At 69.0% G+C, this 22,226-nt stretch carries 15 protein-coding genes; 6 read left to right on the top strand and 9 right to left on the bottom strand.

Annotation, left to right across the window (positions count from 1 at the left end; all coding sequences use genetic code 11):
* Positions 1-12: 12 nt before the first annotated feature.
* From ligA to AC1C2T_RS13920, 4 genes are all read right to left on the bottom strand, one after another.
* Positions 13-2,385 carry an NAD-dependent DNA ligase LigA gene (gene ligA / locus AC1C2T_RS13935; RefSeq protein ID WP_495385698.1) on the bottom strand — a complete coding sequence of 791 codons (2,373 nt, stop codon included), beginning with the start codon at positions 2,383-2,385 and terminating at the stop codon, positions 13-15.
* Positions 2,386-2,443: 58 nt separating this feature from the next.
* Positions 2,444-3,127 (bottom strand): hypothetical protein, encoded by a 684-nt coding sequence (locus tag AC1C2T_RS13930; RefSeq protein WP_495360392.1) that lies wholly within the window; start codon positions 3,125-3,127, stop codon positions 2,444-2,446.
* 87 nt (positions 3,128-3,214) lie between these two features.
* Positions 3,215-4,321, bottom strand: a complete 1,107-nt coding sequence (gene mnmA / locus AC1C2T_RS13925) for a tRNA 2-thiouridine(34) synthase MnmA (RefSeq protein ID WP_495360393.1) — start codon at positions 4,319-4,321, stop codon at positions 3,215-3,217.
* 107 nt (positions 4,322-4,428) lie between these two features.
* Positions 4,429-5,661, bottom strand: coding sequence for a cysteine desulfurase family protein (locus tag AC1C2T_RS13920; RefSeq protein ID WP_495385697.1), 1,233 nt, complete (start codon positions 5,659-5,661; stop codon positions 4,429-4,431).
* Between the two features lie 102 nt (positions 5,662-5,763).
* Between AC1C2T_RS13920 and glgX the strand changes: the two genes are divergently transcribed.
* Together glgX and ybaK are read left to right on the top strand one after the other, a co-directional pair.
* Positions 5,764-7,842 carry a glycogen debranching protein GlgX gene (glgX, locus tag AC1C2T_RS13915; protein WP_495385696.1) on the top strand — a complete coding sequence of 693 codons (2,079 nt, stop codon included), beginning with the start codon at positions 5,764-5,766 and terminating at the stop codon, positions 7,840-7,842.
* Positions 7,842-8,339, top strand: a complete 498-nt coding sequence (gene ybaK / locus AC1C2T_RS13910; protein WP_495385695.1) for a Cys-tRNA(Pro) deacylase — start codon at positions 7,842-7,844, stop codon at positions 8,337-8,339. Before glgX ends, ybaK begins: the two co-directional genes overlap by 1 nt.
* A 119-nt stretch (positions 8,340-8,458) precedes the next feature.
* Here the strand turns inward: ybaK and glgP are convergent, their stop codons facing one another.
* A complete protein-coding gene (glgP, locus tag AC1C2T_RS13905; RefSeq protein ID WP_495385694.1) occupies positions 8,459-11,029 on the bottom strand; it encodes an alpha-glucan family phosphorylase in 2,571 nt (856 codons plus the stop codon).
* A 104-nt stretch (positions 11,030-11,133) separates the two neighbouring features.
* On the opposite strand from glgP, the gene AC1C2T_RS13900 reads away from it, so the two are divergent.
* A complete protein-coding gene (locus AC1C2T_RS13900; protein WP_495385693.1) occupies positions 11,134-13,167 on the top strand; it encodes an alpha-1,4-glucan--maltose-1-phosphate maltosyltransferase in 2,034 nt (677 codons plus the stop codon).
* On the top strand, positions 13,160-15,373 hold the full coding sequence (gene glgB / locus AC1C2T_RS13895; protein ID WP_495385692.1) for a 1,4-alpha-glucan branching protein GlgB: 2,214 nt from the start codon (positions 13,160-13,162) through the stop codon (positions 15,371-15,373). The genes AC1C2T_RS13900 and glgB overlap by 8 nt, the downstream gene beginning before the upstream one ends.
* 82 nt (positions 15,374-15,455) lie before the next feature.
* On the opposite strand, the gene AC1C2T_RS13890 is transcribed toward glgB, so the two are convergent.
* Positions 15,456-16,406 carry a co-chaperone YbbN gene (locus tag AC1C2T_RS13890; RefSeq protein ID WP_495360400.1) on the bottom strand — a complete coding sequence of 317 codons (951 nt, stop codon included), beginning with the start codon at positions 16,404-16,406 and terminating at the stop codon, positions 15,456-15,458.
* Complete coding sequence (locus AC1C2T_RS13885) at positions 16,403-18,250, bottom strand: DUF8094 domain-containing protein (protein WP_495385691.1); 1,848 nt, start codon at positions 18,248-18,250, stop codon at positions 16,403-16,405. The genes AC1C2T_RS13890 and AC1C2T_RS13885 overlap by 4 nt, the downstream gene beginning before the upstream one ends.
* Positions 18,251-18,435: 185 nt before the next feature.
* On the opposite strand from AC1C2T_RS13885, the gene AC1C2T_RS13880 reads away from it, so the two are divergent.
* The gene (locus tag AC1C2T_RS13880; protein WP_495360402.1) at positions 18,436-20,049 is read left to right on the top strand and encodes a DivIVA domain-containing protein; all 1,614 of its coding nucleotides are present in this window, start codon (positions 18,436-18,438) and stop codon (positions 20,047-20,049) included.
* Between the two features lie 30 nt (positions 20,050-20,079).
* Positions 20,080-21,144, top strand: a complete 1,065-nt coding sequence (locus tag AC1C2T_RS13875) for an AI-2E family transporter (protein WP_495360403.1) — start codon at positions 20,080-20,082, stop codon at positions 21,142-21,144.
* Between the two features lie 18 nt (positions 21,145-21,162).
* On the opposite strand, the gene AC1C2T_RS13870 is transcribed toward AC1C2T_RS13875, so the two are convergent.
* Both AC1C2T_RS13870 and AC1C2T_RS13865 read right to left on the bottom strand, forming a co-directional pair.
* Complete coding sequence (locus tag AC1C2T_RS13870; RefSeq protein WP_495360404.1) at positions 21,163-21,897, bottom strand: alpha/beta hydrolase; 735 nt, start codon at positions 21,895-21,897, stop codon at positions 21,163-21,165.
* Positions 21,894-22,202 carry an Rv1322 family protein gene (locus tag AC1C2T_RS13865; RefSeq protein ID WP_495360405.1) on the bottom strand — a complete coding sequence of 103 codons (309 nt, stop codon included), beginning with the start codon at positions 22,200-22,202 and terminating at the stop codon, positions 21,894-21,896. The genes AC1C2T_RS13870 and AC1C2T_RS13865 overlap by 4 nt, the downstream gene beginning before the upstream one ends.
* Between the last annotated feature and the right edge of the window lie 24 nt (positions 22,203-22,226).

The following is a 22,226-nucleotide window of genomic DNA, read 5'->3' as shown; positions in this document are numbered from 1 at the left end:
CCTGATACCCGGCTAGTCGCCTTCAGCTGCCTCGATCGCCTGCAACGCAGCCGGACCTTCGCTCACGAGCACCGCGAACTGGGCGGCGTCGAGCACGCGGATGCCGAGCTCTTCGGCTTTCGCGAGCTTGGAACCGGCTCCCGGCCCGGCAGCGACGAAGTCGGTCTTCTTCGAGACGCTCGACGCGGCTTTGCCGCCGGCGGCGATGATCGCCTCGAGCGCCCCGTCACGTGTGAAGCCCTCGAGCGATCCGGTCGCGACGATCGTGAGTCCCGCGAGCACTCCCCCGGCTTCGGCTGCGGCGCCCGGCCCCGGATGCCCCGGCGTCGTCCATTGGACGCCTGCGGCGGTCCACCGGTCGATGATCTCGAGATGCCAGTCGACACCGAACCAGTCGATGAGCGAGTCCGCGATGATGCCGCCGACGCCGTCGACTTCGGCGAGCTCTTCTCTGGATGCACCGCGGATCGCCTCGAGCGAGCCGAAGTGGTCGGCGAGCGCTCGCGCCGCGACCGGCCCGACGTGGCGGATGTTGAGTGAGACGAGCAGACGCGAGAGTGGTTTCGTCTTGGCCTTGCCGAGCTCGGCCAGGAGTTTCGTCGCCGCCTCGGACGGACCGACCTCGCGAAAGTTCTTCTTCACGCCCGCTGCACGGCGCTCGGCCGGTGTCATGGTCTCGGTGCCGGGCGGATAGCTCGCGGGCCCGAGCTTCTGGAACGGCGCTCGCTTCACCGGCTCGCCGGTCTCATCGTCGACCTTCGGTTCGCCCGTCTCGGCGTCGCGCACGACGACTTCGATCGGCACGAGCTCCTCGATCGTGAGGTCGAAGAGGCGGGCCTCGGTGGGCAGCGGCGGCTGCGTCGGGAAGGACGGCTGGGTGAGCGCGGCCGCGGTCACCTCGCCGAGCGCCTCGATGTCGAGGCCACCCCGTGAGCCGATGTGCTCGACCCGCCCGCGCACTTGGGCGGGGCAGGATTTCGCATTGGGGCAGCGCAGATCGATGTCGCCCTCTTTCATGGCGCGCAGCGGAGTACCGCACTCGGGACAGCGCTCGGGCATGTGCCACTCGCGCTCGCTGCCGTCGCGCAATTGTTCGACCGCACCGAGGATCTCGGGGATGACTTCGCCCGCCTTGCGCAGCACCACGGTGTCGCCGATGAGCACGCCCTTCGCCTTCACGACCTGCTGGTTGTGCAGTGTCGCCTGCCGCACGGTGCTGCCGGCGACCTTCACGGGTTCCATGACGGCGTAGGGCGTCGCGCGGCCGGTGCGGCCGACGCCGACGACGATGTCGAGGAGCTTCGTGTGCACCTCCTCGGGCGGATACTTGTACGCGATCGCCCAGCGCGGCGCGCGACTGGTCGCCCCGAGCTCATCGTGCAGGGCGAGCTCGTCGACCTTGACGACGATGCCGTCGATCTCGTGCTCGACGTCGTGGCGGTGCTCGCCGCGTTCGACGATGTACCCGGCGACGTCGTCGACTGAGTCGAACACGCGGGAGTGCGGCGAGACCGGCAGGCCCCACCCATCGAGGAGCGAGTAGATGTCGGACTGGTTTCGCACATCTGGCCCAGTCGGTGAGGCACTGCGCCACGCGCCGATGCCGTGGAGATACAGGGCGAGTCGGCCGAGCCGCTCGCGCATGAGCGAGCGCTCGAACGCGCTCTTCTTCTCACGGCGCTGGCGCAAGCTGCCTGCCGCGGTGTTGCGCGCGTTGGCGAACTCGGGATACTTCGTGGGGATCTGCTCGATCGCACGACCCTTTGCGATCTGCTCGGCCTCGAAGGCGGCCTGCAGTTCGTGCTGTCGCTCGTTCAGCGCCTCGAAGTCGCTCGTGCGCAGGAACACCTCGCCGCGCACTTCGAAGAACGCGGGGTACCCGGCGCCCTCGAGCCGCGGTGGGATGGCGGGGATCAGGTCGACGTTCTCGGTGATGTCTTCGCCGACACGGCCGTCGCCTCGCGTCGTCGCGGTCTCGAGCACACCGTCGCGGTAGGCAAGGCTGATCGCCAGTCCGTCGATCTTCAACTCGGAGAGCCAGCGCACGGGCCGCCCTGCCGCAGCGGCGGTCTTCGTCGCCCAATCGCGGAACTCGTCGATCGAGAAGACGTTGTCGAGGCTGAGCATGCGTTCGGCGTGCTCGTGCTCGGGGAAGCCCGCCGAGACGATGGCCGCGCCGACCTGCTGGGTCGGGCTGTCTTGGCCCGCGAGCTCGGGGAAGGCGCGCTCGAGTGCCTCGAGCCGGTGGAAGTCGGCGTCGTACTCGGCGTCGGAGAGTGACGAGTCGCCATCGCCGTAGTAGGCGAGCCGCGCACCTTCGATGCGGTCGGCGAGCAACGCGGCTTCGGCACGGGCGGCTTCGAACTCGGTGGGGATGTCGCTCACAGCGCCATCCTATGGGCGCGCAGCGACGCCCGCCGGGCGTTCGGGGCGCCTGTCTCTGCTACCGATCGAACCCGACGAGATCGACGCGACGGTGGTAGCGCACCCCGACGACGCCGCCGAGGATGGCACCGCCGACGCTCACGAGGGCCGCAACGACCGCGGCGGTGATGACCGCGATCGTCAGGGCACTCTCGGGCACGGGGATGCGCGGGAACGCATCGAGGTAGCCGAGGATGTCGTCCTGGCGACCCAGCACCACGCTGAGCACCGCCGCCAGGATCGCGATCACGAGCGCCCAGAGCCACACGGCGAGACCCTGCAGCACGCCGCTGAAGCGCGCCATGCGGCCGGTGACGTAGCCGCCGCAATAGAAGGCCGCCAGTACGATCACGAGCAGTGCGCTGACCCCGACCCATCCGACGGTGTCAGCATCGAGCAGCGCGTCGCCGGTCGACGCCGCACCGCGCGCCGCACCGCGACCGAGCGCAATGCCGATGGCCGTGACGCCTGCCGCGGTGAGCCACCCGAAGAGGGCCGAGCCGATCTTCATGCCGCCGAACACCTGTCGCTGGCGTTCGATGACCTCCTCGGCGGTAATGGGGGCGACCTCCACGATCGGTTCCCATTCGTCGGCGGGCGGGGCGACGATCGTGATGCGGCCCGTCGTGGGCGCCGGGCCGAGGTTTCGGAACGGGTCGGCCGGGTCGCGGTTCGGATCGGCGGGACTTTGCGGGTAGGACACAACGACTCCTCGTCACTGACGCGGCGCCGGGGGTAGCGCCAGCGCGAATCTACGCGATGCTGGCCGTCGAGGCGAGCCTGTCCGGGGCTACGCGTCGACCGGAACGGCGCTCACCGTGCGGTCGATCGTGAACTGGCCGAGCACCCGCGTACCGACGTAGATCACCGCGGTCTGGCCGGGCGCCACTCCATCGAGCGGATGCCCCGGCGTGACCACGAACTCGCCGTCGACGAGCTCGGCGACCGCCGGCACTGGGTCGGCGTGTGCGCGGATCTGCACCTCGCACTCGAACGGGGTCGACGGGTCGGCGGGCGCGAGCCCGGCCCACGAGAACCGGAAACCGGCGATGAGCCCGATCGCGAGCGCCGCCTTCGGGCCGACCACGACGGTGTTCTCTTTCGGCCGCACCTCGAGCACGAATCGCGGCTTGCCGTCGGCGGCCGGAGTTCCGAGTCGCATGCCGCGCCGCTGGCCGACCGTGAATGCGTGCGCGCCCTCGTGCGACCCCACCACGGCGCCGGTGCGGTCGACGATGTCGCCCGTTTCGGTGCCGACGCGCTCGGCGAGCCAGCCCTTCGTGTCGCCGTCGGGGATGAAGCAGATGTCGTACGAGTCGGGCTTCTGCGCCACCGAGAGACCGCGTTCGGCGGCTTCGGCGCGCACGAGCGTCTTCGACGGCGTGTCGCCGAGCGGGAAGTAGGCGTGCGCGAGCTGCTCGGCGGTGAGCACCCCGAGCACATAGCTCTGGTCTTTCGCCTCGGCGCTCGCACGATGGAGCTCACGGTTGCCCGCGGCATCCGTCACGATCTTGGCGTAGTGGCCGGTGGCCACGGCGTCGAACCCGAGGGCGAGCGCCTTCTCGAGGAGGGCCGCGAACTTGATGCGCTCGTTGCAGCGCATGCACGGGTTCGGGGTGCGCCCGGCGGAGTACTCGGCGATGAAGTCGTCGACGACGTCGGCCTTGAACCGCTCGGAGAAGTCCCACACGTAGTACGGGATGCCGAGCACGTTGGCCGCCCGCTGCGCGTCCATCGAGTCTTCGATCGTGCAGCAGCCGCGGCTGCCGGTGCGGAGTGTTCCGGGCATGCGACTGAGGGCGAGGTGCACTCCGACGACCTCGTGACCGGCTTCGACGGCGCGCGCAGCGGCAACGGCGCTGTCGACGCCGCCGCTCATCGCAGCGAGAACCTTCATGTGCTCCAGTCTAAACAGACCTGTCTGAGCGGATGCCTCGGCCCCGAGCTGCCCGATTCTGTCCGGAGTCGGGCAACTCGAGAAATCGAGGAGACGCCACCGCCTTCTCAGCGGTCGAAGGAGGTGGCGCGCGCGGCGAGCCCGGCGCGAGCCGCCTGGGCGTGTGCGACCGGCAATGCCGCGAGGAACGCATCGACGTCGGCGTCGGTCGAAGCGTGGCCGATCGTGATGCGGAGGGCGCCGCGCGCGTCGGCCTCGGAGCGCCCCATGGCCATGAGCACGTGCGAGGGCTCGGGTACACCCGCCTGGCACGCCGAGCCCGTCGAGACGGCGACCCCGGCGGCATCGAGCAGGAAGAGCAGCGAATCACCCTCGCACCCCGTGAACGAGAAGTGAGCGTTGCCCGCCAGGCGGCCGTCAGCGGCGGCATCCCCGGAGAGTCGCGCGTCGGGCACCGCATCGAGCGTGCCCGCGATCAGTCGGTCGCGCAGCTTCGCCATGCGCGCCGCATCGACGTCGAGATGAGCGGCCACGACGGATGCCGCTGCTGCGAACGACGACGCTGCAGCGACGTCTTGCGTGCCCGAGCGCACCTTGCGCTGCTGCCCACCGCCGTGGATGAGCGGTTCGACGGCCGCGGAGCGGTCGAGCACGAGCGCTCCGATGCCGGCTGGGCCGCCGATCTTGTGCGCTGAGACGCTGAGGGCGACGAGTCCGGCGCCCCGCGGGGCATCCGTTGCCCGCCTGATGCCGTGGAAGTCGATCGGCACCTGCCCGTAGGCCGAGATCGCGTCGACGTGCAGCGGCACGCCGGCACGCGCGGTCAGGCGAGCGGCCTCCTCGACGGGCTGAATGGTGCCGACCTCGTTGTTGGCCCAGAGCATCGTCACGAGAGCCACGGATGCCGCATCGTGCGACAGCTCGGCGGCGAGCACGTCGAGGCGCACCCGGCCGACCTCGTCGAGCGGGATCTCGACCACGTCGGCGCCCTCGTGGGTCGCGAGCCACTCGACCGTGTCGACGGTGGCATGGTGTTCGCCGGCCGGAACCAGGATGCGCGTGCGAGCAGCGCCCGTCGAAGCATCCGCTCGCCGTTGCCACCAGATGCCCTTGATCGCGAGGTTGACCGCCTCGGTGCCGTTGCCCGTGAAGACCACTTCGATGCCGTCGGCGCCGAGTGTCGCGGCGACGCGCTCGCGCGACTCCTCGAGGAGTCGTTTCGCCTGCTGGCCGGCGCTGTGGATCGACGAGGGGTTGCCGACCACGGCGAGCGCGGCGGTCAGCGCCTCGATGGCCTCGGGCAGCATCGGGGTGGTCGCGGCGTGGTCCAGATAGACCATGCGACCTCCAACCCTGATGATGACCCTGATGACCGAGTGCGTGCGAACACGCCCGTGCACACGCTTGCAGGCGTCTCGCCTCCACGAACTACTGTAGAACGCATGCCTGAGCGCGATCCCCTGCATGACCTCGGCGTTCGGGCCGGTGCCGACGGCGGGGTCGCCCGAGTGTGGTCGCAGCACGCGACATCCGTCGATCTCGTCGTCTTCGACGCCGACGACCTCGACTGGGCGATCGCTCGCTCGCCGCTCACGCGCGACGTGCACGGCGTCTGGCAGGGCGAGTCGACCGCCCTGCGAGCGGGAGCGCACTACGGCCTCCGCGTCGACGGACCCGCCGGCATGGATCACGCGTTCAATCCAGTGCACACGCTGCTCGACCCCTACGCCCGCGGACTCGCCCGCGCTGACGACGGGTCATGGCGGGGCGTCGCCCTCGATTCGCTCACCGCGACGGGTTTCGAGTGGGGCGGCTCGGCGAAGCCCCGAGTACCGCTCGACCGCACCGTCGTCTACGAAGCCCACGTGCGCGGGTTCTCCAAGCTCAACACGGCGATTCCCGAGGCGTTGCGCGGCACCTACGCGGGCCTCGCGCACGACGCATCGCTCGAGTACCTGACGGGCCTCGGCGTCACGACGGTCGAGCTCCTGCCCGCGCAGGCCTTCGTCTCCGAGCAGCGGCTCGTGCGCCAGGGCAAGCTCAATTACTGGGGCTACAACACGCTCGCGTTCTTCGCGGCGCACGCACCCTACGCGAGCGCTGCGGCACAGGCCGAGGGCGCCTCTGCCGTTCGGCGGGAATTCGCCGGCATGGTTCGGCGCCTGCACGAGGCCGGCCTCGAGGTGGTACTCGACGTCGTCTACAACCACACGGCCGAAGAGGGGCGCGAGGGGCCGACCTACTCGTTCCGCGGCATCGACAACGCGTCCTATTACCGGCACGACGCGCACGGGCGCTACGTCGACACGACCGGATGCGGCAACAGCCTCGACTTCGGGGCCGACGCACCGCAGCGACTCGTGCTCGACTCGATGCGATACTTCGCCGAGGAACTGCAGGTCGACGGGTTCCGCCTCGACCTCGCCGCGACGCTCGGCCGCGACGACCACGAGGCGTTCACGCCCGAGCATCCGCTGCTGCGCGCGATGCTCGACGACCCGGTGGTCGGCACCACGAAGCTCATCGCCGAGCCGTGGGACGTCGGACCCGGCGGCTGGCAGACCGGCAACTTCCCAGCGGGCTTCTCCGAGTGGAACGATCGTTACCGCGACCGGATGCGCGACTTCTGGCTCGGCGACCTGCGGCGTGAGCGCGAGACCGGCTCGGCCGGCAGCGGCATCGGCCGCTTCGCGACGCGGCTCGCGGGCTCGTCGAACACCTTCTCGGCCGACCGGGGTCCGCTCGCGAGCCTGAATTTCGTGACCTCGCACGACGGATTCACGCTCGCCGACCTCACGGCCTACGACACGAAACACAATCAGGGCAACGGCGAGGGCAACCGCGACGGCACCGACTCGAACAACTCCTACAACCACGGCGTCGAGGGCGAGGCGGCCGACCCTGCCATTCGGGCGGCGCGCCGGCGCAGCATCCGCAATCTCCTCGGCACCCTGCTGCTGTCGGCCGGTGTGCCGATGATCACCGCGGGCGACGAGTTCGGCCGCAGCCAACGCGGCAACAACAACGCCTACTGTCATGACTCGCCGCTCACCTGGCTCGCCTGGGACCCGGTCGAGCGGGCTCGGTTCGACCCCGAACTCCTCGAGACGGCGCGTCACCTCATCCGGATCCGCGCCGAGCACCCCGCGCTTCGACCGATGCGATTCGGTCGCCTCGGCGAGCGAACGCCGAGCGCCACGCGCATGGAGTGGTTCAACGCCGACGGCGAGTCGATGGACATCGACGACTGGAACTCTCCCGCAGAGCGCACCCTGCAGTACCTCGCCGCCTCGACGCCCGAGACAGAGGCGTCGAACCAGATCCTCCTCGTCGTACACGCGCACGAGTCGAGCACCGTCGTCGTGCTGCCCGAGCACGACGAAGTCAGCGGATACGCCCTGCTCTGGGACTCAGCAGACGAAGCGCCACCGGCCGCCGGCACGCCGGCGATCGCGCCAGGCAACCGCGTCGACGTCGATGCCCAATCGATGCGCCTGTACCGCGCCGAGGGCCGCGAGTGATGGCCAAGCGAGCGGATGCCTCGGCGAGCACGCCCGCCACGCTCGCCCTCACCCGGGCAGGCGTCGCCTTCACTGCGCACGCATACGACCACGATCCGCGTGCCGGGGCCTACGGCCTCGAAGCGGCCGAGAAACTCAGTCTCGATCCCGACCGGGTCTTCAAGACCTTGCTCGCGAGCGTCGATGGCGCACTGGCCGTCGGCATCGTTCCCGTCGCCATGCAACTCGACCTGAAGGCGTTCGCTGCCGCGCTCGGCGGCAAGCGCGCAGAGATGGCCGACCCCGCCGTGGCCGAGCGCAAGACCGGGTACGTCGTCGGCGGCATCAGCCCCATCGGGCAGAAGACGGCGTTGCCGACGGTGCTCGACGAATCGGCGATCCTCTGCGAGACGATCTACGTCTCGGGTGGGCGGCGCGGCCTCGACCTCGAGCTCGCCCCCGACGACCTGCTCGCCGTCACCGACGGCCGCTCCGCGCCGATCGCCCGCACCCGCTGACCGCAGACCCCGCGGGTTGAGGAGGCGCGCCAGCGCCGTCTTGAGACCCACACGTGCGGGCAAGCAGGTTTTGAGACGAGTCCTCCTTCGTCGGGCGCTCCTCAAACAGCGGGTCAGGCTCACTCGGCAACGGCGACGAGGCCGAGCTCGGCCGTCGACAACAGCAGCGGATGCCGCGGCACCACGCGCACCGTGTACCCGAACGCCCCCGGCCGGTCGAGCACGACGGTGCCCGTATACAGGCGCTGGCCGGGCGCGACCGTGGTCGCCGAGGCATCCGTCGCCGGATCGAGCGCGGCTCGCTGCACAGCATCGATCGTGTCATCGGCGCGGCTTCGGCCGTAGACGACCTCGACGGTGACGTCGTCGGGCGAGAGTTCGCCGAGTGCGATGTACGCGCGCAGGTGCAGCTCGTCGCCGACGTGCGGCGCATCGACGCCGCCCGACTCGACGTGCACGACCTGCACGCCGCCCCACGCGGCCCGCACTCTCGCGCTCCACGCCGAGAGCTCTCGCGCTCCGCGGGCCCCCTCGGCCGAGACATGGGCGAAGTGCTCGGCCGCCGGCCGGTAGAGACGCTCGACGTACTCGCGCACCATGCGATCGGCACCGAGTTCGGGAGCGAGGGTCGCGAGGGTGGTGCGCACCCGACGCACCCACTCGACCGGTACCGCATCATCGTCGCGTTCGTAGTACCTGGTCGCGACCCGGTGTTCGAGAAGGTCGTAGAGGGCGGCCGCCTCGAGGGCGTCGCGCTCCCCCGCGTCGCCCGCGGAATCGGCCGACGGGATCACCCAACCGGAGTCGTCGCTTGCGAACTCGGCCCACCAGCCGTCGAGGATCGACAGGTTGAGCGCGCCGTTCATCGCCGCCTTCATGCCCGAGGTGCCGCACGCCTCGAGCGGGCGCAAGGGATTGTTCAGCCAGACATCGCACCCGGGGTAGAGAATCTCGGCCATGCCCATGTCGTAGTCGGGCAGGAACACGATGCGCTCACGCAACTCGGGCTGCTGCGCGAACTGCACGAGCTGCTGGATGAGCCGTTTGCCTTCGTCGTCGGCCGGGTGCGACTTGCCGGCGATCACGAACTGCACCGGCCGCTCGGGATTCGTGAGGATCGACTTCAGTCGCTCGGGGTCGGCGAGCATGAGCGTGAGTCGCTTGTACGTCGGCACTCGGCGCGCGAACCCGACCGTGAGCGTGTCGGGGTCGAGCACCCGGGCCACCCACTTCGGCGGTTCGGCACCCGAGTGCTGTTCCCGCCAGGCCGCCGCGAGACGCCGGCGTGCATCGTCGACGAGCTGTTGACGCATCCGTCGCTTGACCGCCCAGAACTCGCCATCGGCGAGCGCGGGGCTTCGCCAGTCGGCGTGCTCGGTGTCACCCGTGCCGAGCGTCGTTTCGGCGAGGCCGAGCAGCGCGGGGTCCGTCCACGTCGGCGCATGCACGCCGTTCGTGATCGATGTGATCGGCACCTCATCGGAGTCGAACCCCGGCCACAGCTCGCCGAACATGCGCCGGCTCACCTCGCCGTGCAGTTTCGAAACGCCGTTCGCGTGCTGGGCGAGCCGCAGGCCCATGACGGCCATGTTGAACGCACTCGTGGCCGGATCGGCGCCTGGTTCGACGCCGAGGGCGAGCGCATCTGCGGGGTCCACGCCGGGCAGCAGCGAGCCCGAGAGATACCGCTCCACGAGCGCGCGGTCGAAGCGATCGATGCCGGCGGGTACGGGCGTGTGCGTCGTGAAGACCGTACCGGCGCGCACGAGCTGCAGCGCCTCGGCGAACGTGAGCCCCTCGCCGATGTAGGTGGCGATGCGCTCGAGCCCCAAGAACCCCGCGTGCCCCTCGTTCATGTGGAACACGTCGGGAGCGGGGCATCCGCTCAGCTCGGTCCACGCCCGAACGGCACGCGCGCCGCCGATGCCGAGCAGCAGCTCCTGCAACAGGCGATGCTCACCCCCACCGCCGTAGAGGCGATCGGTGACCGAACGCAGGTCATCGCTGTTGGCCGGCACGTCGGTGTCGAGCAGGAGGAGCGGAACGCGACCGACATCGGCCTTCCACACCCGCGCGTGCAGCGAACGGTCGTCGGGAAGAGCGAGCGTCACCTGCACCGGTGCGCCGTCTGCACTGCGCAGCACCGAGAGCGGCAGGCCATCGGGGTCGAGCACCGGGTAGCGCTCCTGTTGCCAGCCATCGGGCGAGATCGACTGCGAGAAGTACCCCGCCTTGTAGAAGAGGCCGACGCCCACGAGGGGAACGCCGAGGTCGGATGCCGCCTTCAGGTGATCGCCCGCGAGGATACCGAGACCGCCAGAGTACTGCGGCAGTGCCGCGGTGATGCCGAACTCGGGCGAGAGATACGCGATCGTTCGCGGCGCCTCGGTGCCGAGCGACTGGAACCATCGCGGCTCAGCGAGGTACTCGCGAAGGCCCGCCCGCTCGCGTTCGGCCCACTCGACGTAACCGCCGTCGACGGCCAACTCGTCGAGACGCGCCGGGTCGACCTCGCCGAGGAACGCGACCGGATCGCGCTCGGAGGTGCGCCACAGCTCGGGGTCGATGTGCTGGAACAGGCGACGAGTGGGCTCGTGCCATGACCAGCGCAGATTGGCGGCGAGCTCTTCGAGCGCAGAGAGCGAGCCGGGAACGACGGCGCGAACGGTGAACTTGCGAATCGGCTTCACGGCTCAACCCTAGGTCGAGGGCCCGTCGAACGTGTGAACGGCGGCACGCGCGCAGGCGCACGTTTCGACCGGCTCGATCAGCGCAAACGCGCTACGGTCGAACCGTGACGTCCAGCCCTGTGCTCGCCGGCCGGATCCCAGTGACCCGGCTCACCCCAGCCGTGCCCGACGAGCGGTGGCGGCCGAAGGCCTTCGAGGGCGAGGTGGTGCCGTTCCAGGCCACGGTGTTCCGCGAGGGGCACGACCAGGTGGGCGCGATGCTCGTCATCACGAGCCCGTCGGGCCAGACGCGCAGCGAGCGGATGTCTCCGCTGGCGGCAGGCACCGACCGGTGGGAGGCCAAAGTCCTCCTCGACACGACCGGCGAGTGGCGCTGGCACGTCACCGGATTCGACGACGAGATCTCGACCTGGCGCCACGATGCCGCGCTCAAGGTCGACGCCGGCGTCGATGCCGAGCTGATGTTCGAGATCGGCGCGCGCCTCGCCGATCGGGCCGTCGCCGAGAAGACCCGCCCGCTCGCGGCACGCAAGCGCCTCACGACGCTCGCCGCCGAGTTACGTGACAGCGAGGCATCCGTCGCCGAACGCCGACCGCTCATCGACGACCCCGCACTCGACGAGTTCGCAGCGCGCCCGCTCGCGCGGCTTTCGACCGACTCCCCCGAGCGCACGATCCTCGTCGAGCGTCGCCGTGCCGGCGTCGGCGCCTGGTACGAGTTCTTCCCCAGGTCGGAGGGGGCGAAGCAGCTGAAGGACGGCAGCTGGAAGTCGGGCACCTTCCGCTCGGCGGCCAAGCGCCTCGACGGCGTCGCCGCGATGGGATTCGACGTCGTCTACTTGCCGCCGATCCATCCGATCGGCGTCACCAACCGCAAGGGCCGCAACAACACGCTCGACCCCGGCCCGCACGACCCCGGCTCACCGTGGGCGATCGGCGGACCGCTCGCCGACGGCACACCTGGTGGCCACGACGCCGTGCACCCAGATCTCGGCACGCTCGCCGACTTCCGCGCCTTCGTGCGGCGCGCGTCGGCGCTCGGCATCGAGGTCGCGCTCGACCTCGCCCTGCAGGCCTCTCCCGACCACCCGTGGGTCGTCGAGCATCCCGACTGGTTCACGCAGCTGCCCGACGGCACGATCCGCTTCGCGGAGAACCCGCCGAAGAAGTACCAGGACATCTACCCCGTGAATTTCGACGACGATCCGGAACGGCTATTCGACGAGGTGCTGCGTGTGGTGCGGCATTGGATGAAGCAGGGCGTGCGCATCTTCCGGGTCGACAACCCGCACACGAAGCCGCTCGCGTTCTGGGAGCGGCTGATCGGAACGGTGAACGCGGAAGACCCCGGCGTGATCTTCCTCGCCGAGGCGTTCACGCGCCCCGCGATGATGCAGGCCCTCGCGATGGTCGGCTTCCAGCAGTCGTACTCCTACTTCACCTGGCGCAACACCAAGGCCGAGCTCGAGGAGTTCCTCACGTCGGTGTCGCTGGAGACCGCCGACTTCATGCGCCCGAACCTCTTCGTGAACACCCCTGACATCCTCACGGAGTACCTGCAGTTCGGCGGCCCGGCCGCATTCACGGTGCGTGCGACCATTGCCGCGACCGCAGCGCCGCTCTGGGGTGTCTACGCGGGCTTCGAGCACTTCGAATCGGTGGCCCGCCCCGGCGCCGAAGAGGCCATCGACAACGAGAAGTACGAGTACAAGCCGCGCGATTTCGCCGCCGCCGAGCGCGAGGGCCGCTCGCTCGCGCTCTACCTCGGCATCCTCAACCGCATCCGGGCTGAGCATCCCGCGCTCGGCCAGCTCCGCAACATCCGCTTCCATACCAGCGACGACGACTCGGTGCTCGTCTACTCGAAGCACCTCGAGGGGCGCTTCACCGGCACCGGGGCTCGACCCGGTGCCGACGACACGATCATCGTCGTCGCGAACGTCGACCCGCACTCGGTGCGGGAGACCACCGTGCACCTGGACCTCGAAGCGCTCGGCCTCGAACTCGGCAGCACGTTCGAGGTCGAAGAACTCGTCACGGGCGAACGATGGCGCTGGGGCGCATCCAACTACGTGCGACTCGACGCCTTCACCCGACCGGCGCACATCCTGCACGTGAGAAGGGGCACGGATGCCTGATTCACTCGCCGCACCCGTCATCGCCGACGAGGTGCTCGCGGCCGTCGCCGACGGCCGGCACCCCGATCCGCACTCGGTGCTCGGACAGCACGGATTCGACGTGCCCCAGCTCGATGGACCGCTCACGGTGATCCGCACCCGCCGCCCGCTCGCCGAATCGGTCGAAGCCGTGCTCGCCGGCGGCGAGGTGCTCACCCTCACTCACGTCGGCCACGGCATCTGGGCCGGGGCCGGAGCATTCGGGCCGATCGACTATCGCATCCGCGCCCGGTACGGAGAGGATGTGGAGTGGACGAGCGACGACCCGTACCGCTTCGCCCCCACCATCGCCGAACTCGACTTGCACCTGATCGGCGAGGGGCGGCACGAACAGCTCTGGCACGTGCTCGGTGCGCACCATCGCGATCATTGGGGCGTCGCGGGCAGCGTTCATGGCACAGCCTTCACGGTGTGGGCGCCGCGCGCCCGCGCTGCGCGGGTCGTCGGGGTGTTCAACCGTTGGGACGGCACCGGGCATGCCATGCGCACCATGGGCGCGACCGGCATCTGGGAACTCTTCATCCCCGACGTCGAGCCCGGCGCGATCTACAAGTTCGAGCTGCTCACCGCCTCGGGCGACTGGATCATGAAGGCCGACCCGATGGCACGGCAGGCCGAGATCGCTCCCGCCACCGCTTCCGTGGTGTCGGTGAGCGATCACGACTGGGACGACGACGAATGGATGTCGCGGCGCGCGCGCACCGACCTCCATTCGCAGCCCATGAGCATCTACGAACTGCACCTCGGCTCCTGGCGCCCCGGTAAGGGATACCGCGACGTCGCCGACGAGCTCATCGAGTACCTCGATTGGCTCGGCTACACGCACGTCGAGTTCATGCCCCTCGCGGAGCATCCGTTCGGCGGTTCGTGGGGCTACCAGGTGACCGGCTACTACGCGGTGACGAGCCGATTCGGCTCCCCCGACGACCTCAAATATCTCATCGACCGACTGCACGGTGCCGGCGTCGGCGTCATCATGGACTGGGTGCCCGGGCACTTCCCGAAAGACGAGTGGGCACTCGCCCGCTTCGACGGCGAGCCGCTCTACGAGCACGCCGACCCACGCCGCGGCGAACAGCTCGACTGGGGCACCTACGTCTTCGACTACGGCAACCCACGAGTGCGCAACTTCCTCGTAGCGAACGCCCTCTTCTGGTTCGAGGAGATGCATGTCGACGGGCTGCGCGTCGACGCCGTCGCGTCGATGCTCTATCTCGACTACTCGCGTGAAGAGGGCGGCTGGCTGCCGAACATCCACGGCGGCCGCGAGCACCTCGAGGCGATCGCCTTCCTGCAGGAGGCGACCGCGACCGCGTACAAGCGCAACCCGGGCATCGTCATGATCGCCGAGGAGTCGACGAGTTGGCCCGGAGTCACGGCGCCGACCTCGACCGGCGGGCTCGGCTTCGGCTACAAGTGGAACATGGGCTGGATGCACGACTCGCTGCAGTACATCCAGAACGACCCGCTCTACCGGTCGCATCACCACCACGACCTCACCTTCTCGTTCCTCTACGCGTTCAGCGAGCACTTCGTGCTGCCGATCAGCCACGACGAGGTCGTGCACGGCAAGGGCTCCCTCGTGCGCAAGATGCCCGGCGATCACTGGCAGCAGCTCGCGAACGTGCGCGCCTACCTCGCCTTCATGTGGGCGCACCCCGGCAAGCAACTGCTTTTCATGGGGCAGGAGTTCGGCCAGCTCTCCGAGTGGAGCGAAGAGCGGGGCCTCGATTGGTGGATCCTCGACCAGCCGAGCCACCGGCAGCTCGCCGAGTTCGTCGGCGAGCTGAACCGCGGCTATCGCGCGACCCCGGCGCTGTGGCAACTCGATGACGACGACGCCGGATTCGAGTGGGTCGAGGGCGGGGCCGCTGCCGAGAATGTCATCGCGTTTCTCCGCTACGACCGCGAGCGTCGTCCGCTGCTGTGCGTCGTGAACTTCGCGGGCGTGCCGCACGAGGGCTTCCGACTGGGACTTCCGTCTGCCGGCCGCTGGCGTGAACTCTTGAACTCGGATGCCGCGGAGTTCGGTGGCTCGGGTGTCGGCAACCTCGGCGGGATCGATGCGACCGCAACGCCGTGGGCGGGGCGACCCGCGTCGGCGTCATTCACGTTGCCCCCGCTCGGGGCGGTCTGGTTCACGCTCGACCACACGTTGATCGAGTAGCGAGCGCGCACGTCGGCGAGCGACACCTCGTTGATCGAGTAGCGAGCGCAAGCGAGCGTATCGAGATCCGCCCGCGCCCGCCTCAGTACAAAAGGTTCGTGAACCGTCGCCGCGCGGCGACGACTCGCGGGTCGTCGGTGCCGACGACCTCGAACAGCTCGACGAGCCGCTCGCGCACGAGATTCTTGCCATCGGCATCGAGGTTCGGGAACAAAGTCAGCAACCGGTCGAACGCATCGTCGATGTGACCGCCCGACAGATCGAGGTCGGCGACGTCGAGCTGGGCACCGAGATCGTCCGGAGATGCTGCCGCAGCATTTCGGATCTCGTCGAGGGTCTTGCCCTGCAGCCGACCGAGCAGGTTCGCCTGAGCGAGCCCCGCCACGGCGAGGGTGTCACGCGGGTCCTGCGCGATCGCCGTGCGATAGGCGGATGCCGCGGCATCGAAGTCGCCGCGCTCGATCGCGTCGTACGCCTCTTGATGCAAGGGCGGCAACGGCTCCTCGACCGGCTCTGCGGGTGCAGCGTCACCAGTCTCGCCCTGCTCGATGCTGCCGGTCACGCCGTGCTGGCCGGCGAGCTCGAGCAACTGATCGAACACCTGGTCGATGACCTCGTCGGGCTGCTCCCCTGCGAAGAGCGGCACCGGCTGGCCGGCGACCACCGCGACGACCGTCGGGATGGACTGCGCCTGGAACGCCTGCACGAGCTGGGCGCTGCGATCGGCGTCGGCCGCAGCGAGCACGAGGCGTCCGCCCCGCGCACGAACGAGGCGTTCGAGCGTGGCGAGCAGCGCCTTCGACGGCTCACTCCAGGTCGCCCAGAGCGCGACGACGACCGGCACGGTGCGCGAGAGTTCGAGCGTGGCGCCGAACGCCGCGTCATCCGTCTCGAAGACGATCTGATCGGTCGGGCCGGATGCCGCGTGCGCACCTTGCGCATTCTGACCGGCCGGCGGCTGCCGTTGCACGAGGGCCGACAGGTCGACCGCGCCGCGAAGCGCTGCACCTGAGGGGGGAATCGGGTTGGTCACGGTATCTCCGATGCTCCGATGAGGCTTTCCGACCAGCCGAGCAGTCGGATCTGGTCGGCGGCGTCGTTGCCGACGCCCGGGACGTAGAAGAGCAGTTGGATGCCGATGACGCGCTGCACACCCTTCGCGCTCTTGTCGGCGAAGCCGGACAGTGCCGCGGCAGGACCCGGCTGATATCCGATCGTTCCGCCGTCATTCGGCACAACGTTTTCGGTCTGCTTGATCGAGACGGTCACGAGTGCGCCCGCGTCGTTCGTGGCGAGCGCGATCGTCGGACTGTCGCCGACCACATTCGAGAAGGTCGCGTCGACCGTGGCAGGCAGCCCGTCGTTCGTGGCCTGTTGCCCGGTCACCCCGAGTTGCTCTCTGAGCGCATCGCCCTCGGGGTCGAACATCGGCGCGAACTCCGAGGCGTCGCCCTTGATCAGGATGTCGGCGTAGGCCGCTGCAACCTGGCCGGTCGGCATCACGAGACCCTTGAACTCCGGAGAGATGGGCGGAGCACCGATCGACGCCGGTGCGACCTCGGGAATATCGGCATCGGGCGCGAGCGCCATCGCATAGAGGATCCGGTAGTTCTCGCGCGGCGTCTGCTGCACGAGCACGAGTGCCGTCGGTGCGATGGTCGGATCATCGGCGTTCTTCGCGATGGTGAGCACCGTGCGCGGCCAGCCTGTGGCCTGCTGCGGCAGCGTCAACGTGAGCGGCGATGCCGGAATGGGCGTGGGCGCTGGATGCTCGGCCAATGCGCCACGGATCGCATAATTGGCGGTGCGCGCCTCGAGCGCCGGCCCGGTGAATCGCTGTGCAGCAGCGGTCGCGTCGCGCGAGGTATCCACTTCGTTGGCGAACACCGCAACGCGACGCATGATGCGCTCCATTTGCGGAACCGTCACTGCCGGCTGCGCTTCGGGCACCGCCTCGCCCGCGTCTTCGGTCGCCGGCGGGGTGGCAGGAAGGGTGGCTGGCGCTGTCGTCTCGGGGGCGCTCTGGTCGAAGCTCGGCCAGTAATCGGACGAACACGCGCTCAGCGCGAGTGCCGGGATCACGAGGAACGGCACGATCGCTACACGCTTCGCGCGGCCGATCGCGCGACGAGCACCGCCGGCACCGACCTGGGTACGGCCCGGTTTCGGGGCGCTCGGAAGCTTGCCTCGCGACCCCTTCGACAGGTTGCGGCGAGGACCTCGCGAACGACGGTGGTTCATGAACCCTGAGATGAGGAGTGCGATTCCCACCAGGAAGACGAGTGCGCCGCCGACGATGAGCGGACCCGCCCACGGTGTGGCGTTGTCGAGCGGCCAATCGATCTTCACGCGCGAGGGAAGGGTGTCGCCGCCGCCGGCTGTGATCAACACCGAGATGCCATCGGGCACGTCGACCGTCGTGGTGAGCACCATGCTGTCGCTGAATTCGTCGAGCCAGAGGTCGGAGCCGACCGGTGAAGGAACGACGGCAGTCTCGGGCGGGGTCGTGGTGGCCGGTGGCGTGGCCGTCCCCGAGTCGTCGATGGGTTCGGCGACGACGATCTCGTTGGTCAGCTCGTCGGTGGCTGCGTCGTACCCCACGGCCACGTACTGCGTCTCGCCGAGCCAGGCTTCCACATCAGAGCTTCGCCCGTAAGCGAGGTACGCCTTCGGAGAGCCCGACACGGTGATCGTCTGCTTGCCGTCATGAGCCGCCAACGCCTCGGGGCCGACCACGACGAAGTCGGCCTCACCGCCCGAGAGCTGGGCGGACATCGAGACACGGTCGGGTTCGAGGAACACCGTGCGCTGGGCGATGCCGAGCCCGATCATCACGGCCGCGGCGATGAACGCCACGATTGCGAAGACGAAGCGCACGAACTGACCTCCACTGTCGCCAACGGCGATAACTGACAAGACAGTTCACACTATCGGCGGAATCTGGGAGACTCCTAACTGCTCGCTGAACGAGCGGTGTTCTACGCGTCTCCCCCGCGACCCGTAGAATCGGACGCACATCCCGCATGCGCCCCCACGAACGCGGGAACGAGCCCGGAGGAAGAATGGCCGTCGAAGAGACCGAGTTCACGCAAGTGTTCCGCGGATACGACAAAGACGAGGTCGACAAGGCGATCAATGGACTTCGCCGCGACATCATCGCAGCGAACAACCAGGGCACCGACAGCGTCAAGGAGACCAAGCGTCTCCTCGCCCGTATTGAAGAACTCACCGCTGAACTCGAAGAGGTCGGCAGCCCGACCTTCTCCGGACTCGGCACCAAGCTCGAGAACACCCTTCGCGTTGCCGAAGAGCAGTCGACCCGCCTCATCGCGCAGGCCGACATCGACGCAGAGAAGCTCCGTCGTGCCGCAGAAGACGAGGCGCACCTCATGCGCTCCGATGCGCACGAGCTCGCCGAGCGCACCCTCACCGAGGCGCGTGCGCAGGCCAACCGCATCCTCGAGAACGCCAGGGCCGAAGCCGACGACATGGTCTCCCGCTCGCACGAGTCGAGTGAACAGCTCCGGCAAGACGCCGCCCGTGACGCCGCGGCGATCCGCGGCGCCGTCGCGACCGAGACCGCCGAGATCCGCACAAGCGCGAAGCGCGAATCCGCCGCGATGACCGCCGCGGCCGAGCGCAAGGCATCCGAGATCCTGGCCGCCGCGAACACCGAGGCCGCCGACGCCCGTGCGACCGCCGCCGGCCTCACGCAGGAGACCGAGCAGACGCGCGCCGAAGTGGCCATCGAGCTCGACCGCGCACGCGCCGACCTGGCCCGTGAGACCGACCAGGCACGCATCGACCTCGCCGCGGAGACGGAGCAGTCACGCCTCGACCTCGAGCGCGAATCCGCCGAAGCACGCGCCGCGATCGATGCAGAGATCGCCGAGCGTCGTGCCGACCTCGTGCACGAGCTCGAGCAGTCACGTGCTGACCTCGACCGCGAGCTCGAAGGCATTCGCGCCGAACTCCTGCAGCAGCGCGAGCAGGCCAAGACCGACCTCGAGCGTGAGGCCGAGGCCGCCCGCCTGAAGCTGCAACACGAACTCGAGCGCATCCGTGCCAAGCACGCGGCCGACCTCGACCAGATGCGTGCAGACCTCGCCCTCGAGCAGGAGCAGGCGCGCGCCGACTTCGACGCCGAGTCCGAACAGGGCCGCATCGACCTCGACAACCAGCTCACCGCGATGCGCAAGAAGACCACTCACGAGGTCAACCGCATGCGACGCGAGATCGAGAAGGCCCACCTCGACCTGGCGTCCGAAGTCTCCACCAAGCGCGACGAGGCCGAGCAGGAGCTGCTCGCCGCCCACCAAGAGGCCGTCTCGCAGACGCAGAAGTTCCTCGAGGACGCCAACGCCGAACTCGCTGAAGCCGTCTCCCGCACGGCGGAGAGCCGCGCCGAAGCCGACCGACTCGAGACCGCGGTGCGCTCCGAGATCGCGGTCGTCCGCGACAAGGCCGACGACGACGCACGCGACCGCATCGCGGCCGCGCACGAGCAAGCACGCAAGCTCATCGCCGATGCTGAGGAGCGCACCCGTGCCCTCGTCGCCGATGCGGAAGACCGCCTCTCGCAGATCAGGATCGAACGCGACGCGGTCGCCGGCTACTTCGAAAGCCTGCGCGGCGTGCTCACACAGGCCGAACAGATCGCGGCCAAGACCAAATAGTCGGTTCGAAGAGAAGGCGCGGGCCGTTCCATGAAGATCCAGAACGCGTTCCGCATCGGGCTGGTCGGCACCCTCGGCGTCGGTGTCGGCCTCCTCATCCTCACCTCGGTCGTCACGCTCTCGACGATCATCACCTACATCGGCGCGGCCCTCTTCCTGGCCCTCGGCCTCGACCCGGCGATCAGCTGGGTCGAGCGCCGAGGGCTTCCGCGTTGGGCCGCCATCCTGATCGTCATGACCGGGGTCGGGCTCCTCGTCGCCGCTCTCGTGCTCGCGGTCGTACCGATCATCGTCGACCAGGTCAGCCAGCTCGTCGAGGAGATCCCGCGGATCGTCGATCGAATCGACTCCCAGGAGTGGATCGAAAATCTGAAGGACCAGTTCCCCCAGGTTCCGGTCGACGAGATCAACCACCAGGTGACCACCGGCCTCACCGATTTCTTCACCAATCCCGACAAGCTCAGCGAACTCGCCGGCGGCGTGTTGCAGGTCGCCGTGGCGATCGGCGTCGGCGTCTTCGGCGTCGTCATCGTCTTCATCCTCACGCTCTACTTCGCCGCGTCGCTGAACACGATGAAGCGCGCCGCCTACCAGCTGGTTCCCGCATCGAAGCGCGCTCGCTTCGCCGACCTCACCGAGCAGATCACGCAGTCGGTCGGCCGGTACGTGCTGGGGCAGGTCTCACTCGCGGCGGTCAACGGCGTCGCGAGCTTCATCTTCCTCTCGATCATCCAGGCACCGTTCCCGGCAGTCCTCGCATTCCTCGCGTTCCTCTTCTCACTGGTGCCGCTCGTCGGCACCCTGAGCGGCTCGGTAGTGATCGTGCTCGTCTGCCTGATCCCCGGCCTCGGCTCCCCGCTCACCGCGCTCGTCGCAGCGATCTACTACATCGTCTACATGCAGGTCGAGGCGTACGTGCTCAGCCCGCGCATCATGAACCGTGCGGTGAAGGTGCCCGGCGCGGTCGTCGTGATCGCGGCACTCGCCGGCGGCTCACTCGGCGGGGTGCTCGGCGCGCTCGTCGCGATCCCGGTCGCGGCAGCCACCCTCTTGATCATCAAGCAAGTCGTCATCCCCCGCCAGAACGAGCGGTGAGCGCCACCCGCCCTCGGCTCACGCTACCGGCGGGGGCCAGACGGTCGGCAGTGGCGCGGCCGCCGGGTTGACGACTGCAACGATCTCGTCGAGCACGCGGCGGGTCTGCGCCTCCCCGACCCACAAGTGCTTTCCGCCCGCGACATCGATGCGTGTGAGCTTCGGCAATCCGGCGAAGCGCTCGGCGGCTTCGGGCGGCCGCAGGTAGTCATCGTGCTCGGGAATCAGGGCGACGAGCGCCGGCGACGCGTCCTTCCACCGGGCGAGCTCATCATCGCTCGTGCGATGCAGCGGCGGCGACAACAGGATCGCCCCTTCGATGCCGTGCTCGAGCCCGTACTTCAGGGCGAGCTCCGTGCCGAACGACCAGCCGACGAGCCATGGGTGCGGCAGAGCCCGCTCCTCCACGAACGCCATCGCCGCCGCGACATCCGCTCGCTCGTCGATGCCATGACCGAACGAGCCCTCGCTCGTGCCGCGCGGTGAAGCGGTGCCGCGCGTGTTGAAACGCAGCACCGCGAGATCGGCGAGGGCCGGCAGCCGCGCAGCCGCCTTGCGGATGATGTGCGAGTCCATGAACCCACCGGCGGTGGGCAGCGGATGCAGCGTGACGAGTGTGGCGACCGGTGCGTGTTCCATCGGCATCGCAAGCTCACCGACCAGCGTCAGCCCGTCGCTCGTGTGCAGCTGGATCTCTTCGCGTCTGGCCGGCAGCTCGACACCCGCGCGGATTTCGATGGGTCCATCGCTCATGGGGTGCCGATCCTCCAACAGTGGATGTGCCAGTGGCGACGAGAGGCGAGATCTGCGGCGTCACCGAGCACGCCGTCAGCGCGCCACGCCACGAGGTGCGCCACTCCCAGCGTGACGTCGAGCCCGCATCCGGGGCAGAGGTAGGCCTTCACGGCCTGCGCCTCGGAGACCGGTTGCACGTTCCACTCGCGGCCACCGCGCGATTCGCTGCGCTTCCAACCCGAGGTGAGACGTTCGACGTCGAGTTCCGGATGACCCTCTCGGGCACGATCCGCCCGACTCCGGGATCGGTTCGAGCGGGCCATGTCTCAAGTCTAAGCGAGGCAGCG

The organism is Agromyces sp. Y558 (genome assembly GCF_059445415.1).
Note: the sequence above shows the minus strand (reverse complement) of the source record. Positions and strands in the feature narration are given on the sequence as shown.

Bases quoted from the DNA above. Each gene is read 5' to 3' on its own strand.
- mnmA (WP_495360393.1), bottom strand. From the start codon at position 4,321: ATGAAGGTTCTCGCTGCGATGAGCGGCGGCGTCGACAGCGCCGTTGCC.
- AC1C2T_RS13920 (WP_495385697.1), bottom strand. From the start codon at position 5,661: ATGGTCTATCTGGACCACGCCGCGACCACCCCGATGCTGCCCGAGGCC.
- glgX (WP_495385696.1), top strand. From the start codon at position 5,764: ATGCCTGAGCGCGATCCCCTGCATGACCTCGGCGTTCGGGCCGGTGCC.
- ybaK (WP_495385695.1), top strand. From the start codon at position 7,842: ATGGCCAAGCGAGCGGATGCCTCGGCGAGCACGCCCGCCACGCTCGCC.
- glgB (WP_495385692.1), top strand. From the start codon at position 13,160: ATGCCTGATTCACTCGCCGCACCCGTCATCGCCGACGAGGTGCTCGCG.
- AC1C2T_RS13880 (WP_495360402.1), top strand. From the start codon at position 18,436: ATGGCCGTCGAAGAGACCGAGTTCACGCAAGTGTTCCGCGGATACGAC.
- AC1C2T_RS13875 (WP_495360403.1), top strand. From the start codon at position 20,080: ATGAAGATCCAGAACGCGTTCCGCATCGGGCTGGTCGGCACCCTCGGC.
- AC1C2T_RS13870 (WP_495360404.1), bottom strand. From the start codon at position 21,897: ATGAGCGATGGACCCATCGAAATCCGCGCGGGTGTCGAGCTGCCGGCC.
- AC1C2T_RS13865 (WP_495360405.1), bottom strand. From the start codon at position 22,202: ATGGCCCGCTCGAACCGATCCCGGAGTCGGGCGGATCGTGCCCGAGAG.